The 257-nt window shown below is 33.1% G+C and carries 1 pseudogene; it reads right to left on the bottom strand.

What is annotated here, in order from left to right:
* Window positions 1-26: 26 nt before the first annotated feature.
* Window positions 27-257 (bottom strand): annotated as a pseudogene (locus CD122_RS11440) (transposase); the annotation flags it as partial.

The raw sequence follows: 257 nt of genomic DNA, 5'->3' as shown, positions 1-257 counted from the left end.
ACGACAAAAACTAGCACTTATCTGGCTAGTTTTCTTATATTTACTGCCATAAGTGCGATTCCTAATTCGCATTCAACCTTTGATTGTGTGCGAACCGATAATCTTTGGAAACCCAAATTAGCCTTCAGATTTCCAAAAGTTGATTCAACATCTATCTTTCTTTTTTGATAGATACTTTTCGTTTTTGGATCTGAAAGCTGTTTATTTGTGAAAGCTTTAAAATAATCCCACGTTAGATTTTTACGCATCATCTTATT

Origin of the sequence: Staphylococcus rostri (assembly GCF_002902145.1) — a bacterium.
GTDB lineage: Bacteria > Bacillota > Bacilli > Staphylococcales > Staphylococcaceae > Staphylococcus > Staphylococcus rostri.
The sequence above is the reverse complement of the archived record's forward strand: the minus strand, read 5'-3'. Positions and strand labels throughout refer to the sequence as shown.